Raw genomic sequence first — 6,173 nt, forward strand, 5'->3', positions numbered from 1 at the left:
CGTCAGACGTCCGCGACGAGCCGCCCGTAAAGATCGGGGCGGCGGTCGCGGAAGAAGCCGAAGGCGGCGCGGTGGCGCTTGACGATGTCGAGGTCGATCGTCGCGGTGATCACGCCTTCGTCGTCGCGACCGAGTTCCGCCAGAATGTCGCCGCGCTCGTCGGCGATGAAGCTGGTGCCGTAGAAGGTCTGGCCATGCTCGACACCGACGCGGTTGGCGGCGACGATCGGGACGACGTTGCTGACCGCATGCCCGACCATCGCACGCCGCCACAGCCGCGCGGTGTCGAGGCTGGTGTCGTGCGGCTCGCTGCCGATCGCGGTCGGGTAGAACAGGACTTCGGCGCCCATCAGCATCATCGCGCGCGCGGTCTCGGGATACCATTGGTCCCAGCAGACGCCGACGCCGAGCGTCGAGCGGCCCTGCGCCGCGGCATGCGGCCAGACCTTGAAGCCGGTATTGCCGGGGCGGAAATAGAATTTTTCCTCATAGCCCGGGCCGTCGGGGATGTGGCTCTTGCGATAGACGCCCTGCACCTCGCCGTCGGGGCCGATCATCGCGAGGCTGTTATAGTGATGCGGGCCATCGGCCTCGAAGAAGCTGGTCGGGATGGTGACCTTGAGCGCCTCGGCGAGCGCCTGCATCGCGAGCACCGCCTTGTGCTCGCCGACGGGGGCGGCGTTGGCGAACAGGCCCTCGTCCTCGACACGGCAGAAATATTCGCCCTCGAACAATTCGGGCGGCAGGATCACCTGCGCACCACGCGCCGCGGCCTCGCGGACAAGGCGCGAGACGTTGGCGATGTTCTTGTCGATATCGGCAGTGAAGCCGAGCTGAAGCGCGGCGACGGTGATCTCGGTCATGCGAATTCCTATAGCGTCACGCCGAAGCGCGCCGCGATTGCGACGACCGCGAGATAGAGAAGGATCGTCAGGACGCAACCGGCAGCGAGCGAAAGCCAGAAGCCGACGCCGTGCCGCAACAGCGCCGGGATCAGCAGGAACATCGGCAGCGACGGCAGCACATACCAGAAGGTCGCCTCGGCATGCGCGGCCAGCCGGACGCGGTCGCCGGTGTCGTGCCACAGCCAGATCATGCCGAGCACCGACAGCAGCGGCAGCGACGCGACGAGCGCCCCTGCCGCCGGACTCCGCCGGGCGATGACCGCGATCAGCGCGATGATGATCCCGGACAGGACCGCGCGGACCGCGAAGGCGAGCATCAGCCGGGGATTTGCTGGCTGATGCAGTGGAAGCTGCCGCCGCCGGTCAGGATATGATCCGCACGCTGCCCGACGACCTGACGATCGGGGAAGATCGCCTGGATCGCCGCGACGGCCGCCGCGTCATTCTCCGCGCCGTAGAGCGGCACGACGACGGCGGCATTGCCGATGTAGAAGTTCATGTAGCTGGCCGGGACGATCTCCTCGTCGCGCAGCACGCGGCCGGGCGACGGGATGCCGACCACCGTCAGGCCGGCACGTTCCGCATCGCGCTTCGCCAGCTGATAGACCTGCCAGTTGGGGTCGTTCTCGGCCGCCTCGGGGATCGCGACGCGGCCCTCGCCGACGAAGCGCGCGAGATTGTCGACATGGCCGTCGGTATGGTCGTTGACGAGCCCGTCGCCGAGCCACACGACCTGGCTGAAGCCGAGGTCGGACTTCAGCCGCGCCTCGATCCCCGCCTTGTCGAGGTCGGGGTTGCGGTTGCGGTTGAGCAGGCACTGTTCGGTCGTGACGACCACGCCGGTGCCGTCGCCATCGACCGCGCCGCCTTCGAGCACCCAGTCGAACGCCGCGAGCGTCTTGCCGCGGCTCGCGGCCAGACGGCGGCCGATCGTGTCGTCGCCGGGCAGGTCGTATTTGCCGCCCCAGCCGTTGAACACGAACTGGTGCGCGGTGCCGTCGCCGACGATGATCGGGGCGGTGTCGCGCAGCCAGATGTCGCCGAACGGCTCGACCACGACCTCGGCGAACGGCGCGAGCCGGCGCGCGGTCCGCGCCGAGCCCTCGTCCGCGGCGACCAGGATCACCGTCTCGCCCTTGCCGTCGGCATGGACGGCGGAGGCAAAGGCGACCACCTCGTCACGCGCGGGTTCGAGATCGTCGAGCCACAGATCGGCATGGCTCGGAAAGCCGATCCACACGGCCTTGTGAGGGGCCCATTCGGCGGGCGGGGGGAGTGTCGTCACTTACTTGGCTCCTGCGCGATCTTTGTCGCGGATGTTGCGGAATTCGGCGGTCTTGTACCAGTTGGGCCACAGCGCGGTGTCGTCGGCGAGCTTGCGGCCGAGCCCGTAATAGATCGTCAGATCCTCGACCGCACCCGACCAGTCCCATTTAGCGTCATATTCGTCCGCGGGCTTGTGATAGCGGTTGGCGACATAATCCTCGCGCGCGGCATGACCCGCCGCGGTGCCACCGACGACGAGGTCCTCGCCGCTGCCGCCGTCGAGCATCGGCACGCCGAGCTTGGCGAAGCTGAAATGGTCCGAGCGATAATAGCCGCCGCGCTCGGGGTTTGCCTCGACGCCGATCACGCGGCCCTGCGCGGCGACGAACGGCTTGACCAGATCCTCGATCTCCGACTTGCCCGCACCGGTCAGCACGAAGTCCTTCACGCGCCCGTCGACGTTCAGCACGTCCATGTTCACGCCGCCGACCGTCCGCGCGAGCGGATAGACGGGATGTTCGGCATAATAGCGCGAGCCGAGCAGCCCCGATTCCTCCGCGGTTACCGCGAGGAACGCGATCGAGCGCTTCGCCGGGCCGGCCTTCACATGCGCCTGTGCGAGCGCGATCAGCCCTGCGGTGCCCGTCGCGTTGTCCGCAGCGCCGTTGCAGATGTCGTCGCCACCCACCGCATCGCAGCGGCCGAGATGATCCCAATGCCCCGAATACAGCACGTAATCGTTCGGTGCGGTCGTCCCCGGCAGCACGCCGATGACGTTCTTCGACGCCTGGCGCCGGATCGTGTTGGCAAAGCCCGTCGACAGCTTGAGGCCGAGCGGTACCGCCTTGAAGCCCTTGACCTTGGCGGCCGCGGCGAGCGCCGCATAGTCCCTGCCCGCGCTGGCGAAGACGCGCTCGGCGGCAGGCTTCTGCATCCAGCCGACGACCTGCGACTGGTCGAGATGATCGCCCGTCTCGTCGAGCTCGAGCTGCGGCCCGGTCCAGGACGACTGCACCACCGCCCAGGGATAGGCCGCGGGTTCGGTGTCGTGGACGATGATCGCCGCGGCCGCGCCGTGCTTCGCCGCATTCTCGAACTTGTACGGCCAGCGACCATACCAGGTCATCGCGCGGCCCTCGAACGGGCCTTCGCGGCCCATCGTCTGCCAATCGGCGTCGTTGATGAGGATGACGACGGTCTTCCCCTTCACGTCGACGCCCGCATAATCGTCCCAGCCCTTTTCGGGCGCGGTGATCCCATAGCCGACGAACACGACGTCGCTGTTCGTCACGGCCGCGGTCGGCGCGACGCGGTAGGTGCCGGCGACCATGTCGGTGCGATAGGCGAGGCTGACGGGAGCGGTGCCGCCGGTGAAGACGAACGGCCGGACGTCCTTGGCGGTGATCTCGACCATCGGCACGTCCTGGGTCCAGCTGCCCTTGTTGCCGGGTTTCAGCCCCGCGGCCTCCATCTGCGCGACGAGATAGGCGACCGTCTTCGCCTCGCCCGGCGTGGTCGGCGCGCGGCCTTCATAGGCGTCCGATGACAGCGTCTGGGTGACGGTCTTGAGCGTTTCGACCGAGATCGCGGGCGCGGTCTGCGCCGAGGCGGCGGTGCCGAGCAGCAACAGAGACAGGATGGCAGCGCGCATGGTCATTTCCCCAATCAGTTGCGCGGGTTCTGGCAAAGCCGGGCGTGCATGTCCACGAAACGAAAAGGCGCAACGAAAAAGGGCGGCCCCGCAGGACCGCCCTTCACACCCTTACCGTTCGTGCTGAGTAGAGACCGAGTAGGTGCCGAAGGCACCGTATCGAGGGCTCGTATCGAAGCACAAGTGGTACGCGCCAACCTGTCCTTCGATACGCCGCCTCGATACGCGGCTGCGCCGCTACTCGACGGCTACTCAGGACGAACGGGAGGAAATCAAATCAGCGCGAATAGAACTCGACGACCAGGTTCGGTTCCATCTTCACCGGATAGGGCACTTCGTCGAGCGTGGGCACGCGCGTGAAGGTGACCTTGGCGGCGCCGTCGGTGGCGACATAGTCGGGGATCTCGCGCTCGGCGAGGGTCTGTGCTTCCATGACCAGCGCCATCTCCTGCGCCTTGGTGCCCAGCGTGATCTCGTCACCGACGAAGCAGCGACGCGATGCGACGTTGCACTTCACGCCGTTGACGCGGATGTGGCCGTGCGAAACGATCTGGCGAGCCGCGAAGATCGTCGGTGCGAACTTGGCGCGGTAGACGATCATGTCGAGACGCTGCTCGAGCAGGCCGATCAGGTTCTGGCTGGTATCGCCCTTCATGCGTGCGGCTTCGAAATAGCAGGCGCGGAACTGCTTCTCGGTCACGTCGCCATAATAGCCCTTGAGCTTCTGCTTGGCGCGCAGCTGGATGCCGAAGTCGCTGACCTTGCCCTTGCGGCGCTGGCCGTGCTGGCCGGGGCCGTATTCGCGCTTGTTGACCGGCGACTTGGGGCGACCCCAGATGTTCTCGCCCATACGGCGATCGAGTTTGTACTTTGCGCTTTGACGCTTCGACATGATAAAACCTTTGCAAATGCAAACAACGTTGGTCCCGGTATCGCTCTGCTGGTCGTCATAGGACCCAGGGGTCCGGACAAGGCAGGGCCACCGCTTCACCGGGGTGCAGGGCCATTGCGAAGGCGGGCGCCTAGACGCCGCGCCTGCCAGAGTCAAGCTGGACAGCGTGCGGGCCGCTCGGCAAGAGGCGGCATGACCATCCTATCCGGCCCCGATTGCACCACCATGACCGAGGTCCGCGCGGGCGTCGACGCGCTCGACCGCGAGCTCGTCGCGCTGCTGGCCAGACGCTTTGCCTATATGGACGCCGCCGCGCGCATCAAGCCCGAGCGGGGGCATGTGCGCGACGAGGCGCGCAAGACTCAGGTGATCGAGAATGCGCGGGCCGAGGCCGCGCGGCTGGGGTTGCCGGACGCGGCGATCGCGGATCTATGGGAGGGGCTGGTCGAGGCGTCGATCGCGTATGAGCTGGCGGCGTTCGACCGGCGCTAGAAGAACAGGCCTGCCTTTAACCAAGTCCGTCATTCCCGCGGAGGCGGGAACCCATAGTGGCAAAGTTTGGCCCCTTGAGCGCCAGCGTTCGCCGGTATGGATCCCCGCCTTCGCGGGGATGACGGAATTCGGGTAGGCGCGTCCGCTCCCCTCACCCCCGCGGCTTCTTCCCCGCCAGCGACGAGAGCACGCCGCGCATCGTGCGGATTTCCTGGCTCGACCAGCCCGGCTTAGTCAGCAGCGTGCGCAGCGTGCGGCGCGTCGTCTGGATCTTGTCGGGCGGATAGAAAAAGCCTGCGCCCATCAGCATCGTGTCGAGCTGGCCGATCATCCCGTCGAGCTCTTCCTGCGGTGCGGGCGGCATGATCGGATTGATCGAGGGCTGGCTGAGCTCGCGCTCCGCGGTCAGCCCCTTCGACCATTCATAGGCGACCAGGATCACCGCCTGGGCAAGGTTGAGCGAGCCGAATTCGGGGTTGATCGGCACCGTGATGATCGTCCGCGCGACCGCGACGTCGTCGGTTTCTAGCCCTGAGCGCTCGGGTCCGAACAGGATGGCGGAGCGGCCGGGGGCGGCGTGGATCTCGGTCGCGGCCTGTTCGGGGGTCACGACAGGCTTGGTGACGCCGCGTTTGCGGACCGTTGTCGCGAAGACCTGTGCGCAGTCGGCGGTAGCGGCGGCGACGCTGTCATAGACCTTGGCGTTTTGCAGGACGATGTCGGCGCCGCTGGCGGCGGGGCCGGCCGATGGGTTGGGCCAGCCGTCGCGCGGGGAGACGAGGCGCATCTCGACGAGGCCGAAGTTGAGCATCGCACGCGCGGCCTTGCCGATGTTTTCGCCGAGCTGGGGGCGGACGAGGATTATGACCGGGGGTGGGGTTGCGGCTCCCCCATCCCGTTCGTCCCGAGTAGAGGTCGAGCCTGTCGAGACCTCGTATCGAGGGACAGATTCGGAGCGCTCCGGCTT

7 protein-coding genes are annotated in these 6,173 nt (G+C 67.1%); 1 reads left to right on the forward strand and 6 read right to left on the reverse strand.

The genetic code is table 11. From position 1 onward, the window contains the following. Nucleotides 1-2: 2 nt before the first annotated feature. The 5 genes from aguB to rpsD form a co-directional block, all read right to left on the reverse strand. On the reverse strand, nucleotides 3-863 hold the full coding sequence (aguB, locus tag sphst_RS00860; RefSeq protein ID WP_031395228.1) for an N-carbamoylputrescine amidase: 861 nt from the start codon (nucleotides 861-863) through the stop codon (nucleotides 3-5). An 8-nt stretch (nucleotides 864-871) separates the two neighbouring features. Continuing rightward, complete coding sequence (locus sphst_RS00865; protein ID WP_031395229.1) at nucleotides 872-1,222, reverse strand: DUF3147 family protein; 351 nt, start codon at nucleotides 1,220-1,222, stop codon at nucleotides 872-874. Next, on the reverse strand, nucleotides 1,222-2,190 hold the full coding sequence (locus sphst_RS00870) for an agmatine deiminase family protein (protein ID WP_107045029.1): 969 nt from the start codon (nucleotides 2,188-2,190) through the stop codon (nucleotides 1,222-1,224). Before sphst_RS00870 ends, sphst_RS00865 begins: the two co-directional genes overlap by 1 nt. Continuing rightward, nucleotides 2,191-3,822: a M28 family peptidase gene (locus tag sphst_RS00875; RefSeq protein ID WP_031394941.1), complete on the reverse strand. Its 1,632-nt coding sequence runs from the start codon at nucleotides 3,820-3,822 to the stop codon at nucleotides 2,191-2,193. Nucleotides 3,823-4,099: 277 nt separating this feature from the next. Continuing rightward, entirely contained in the window at nucleotides 4,100-4,714 is a 615-nt protein-coding gene (rpsD, locus tag sphst_RS00880) for a 30S ribosomal protein S4 (RefSeq protein ID WP_031394942.1), read from the reverse strand. 192 nt (nucleotides 4,715-4,906) lie between these two features. Between rpsD and sphst_RS00885 the strand changes: the two genes are divergently transcribed. Then, nucleotides 4,907-5,206, forward strand: coding sequence for a chorismate mutase (locus tag sphst_RS00885; RefSeq protein WP_031394943.1), 300 nt, complete (start codon nucleotides 4,907-4,909; stop codon nucleotides 5,204-5,206). A gap of 151 nt (nucleotides 5,207-5,357) precedes the next feature. On the opposite strand, the gene sphst_RS00890 is transcribed toward sphst_RS00885, so the two are convergent. After that, nucleotides 5,358-6,017 carry an RNA methyltransferase gene (locus sphst_RS00890; RefSeq protein WP_234387244.1) on the reverse strand — a complete coding sequence of 220 codons (660 nt, stop codon included), beginning with the start codon at nucleotides 6,015-6,017 and terminating at the stop codon, nucleotides 5,358-5,360. Between the last annotated feature and the right edge of the window lie 156 nt (nucleotides 6,018-6,173).

The sequence above is a fragment of the Sphingomonas sp. STIS6.2 genome, from assembly GCF_000732685.2.
Lineage (GTDB): Bacteria > Pseudomonadota > Alphaproteobacteria > Sphingomonadales > Sphingomonadaceae > Sphingomonas > Sphingomonas aerolata.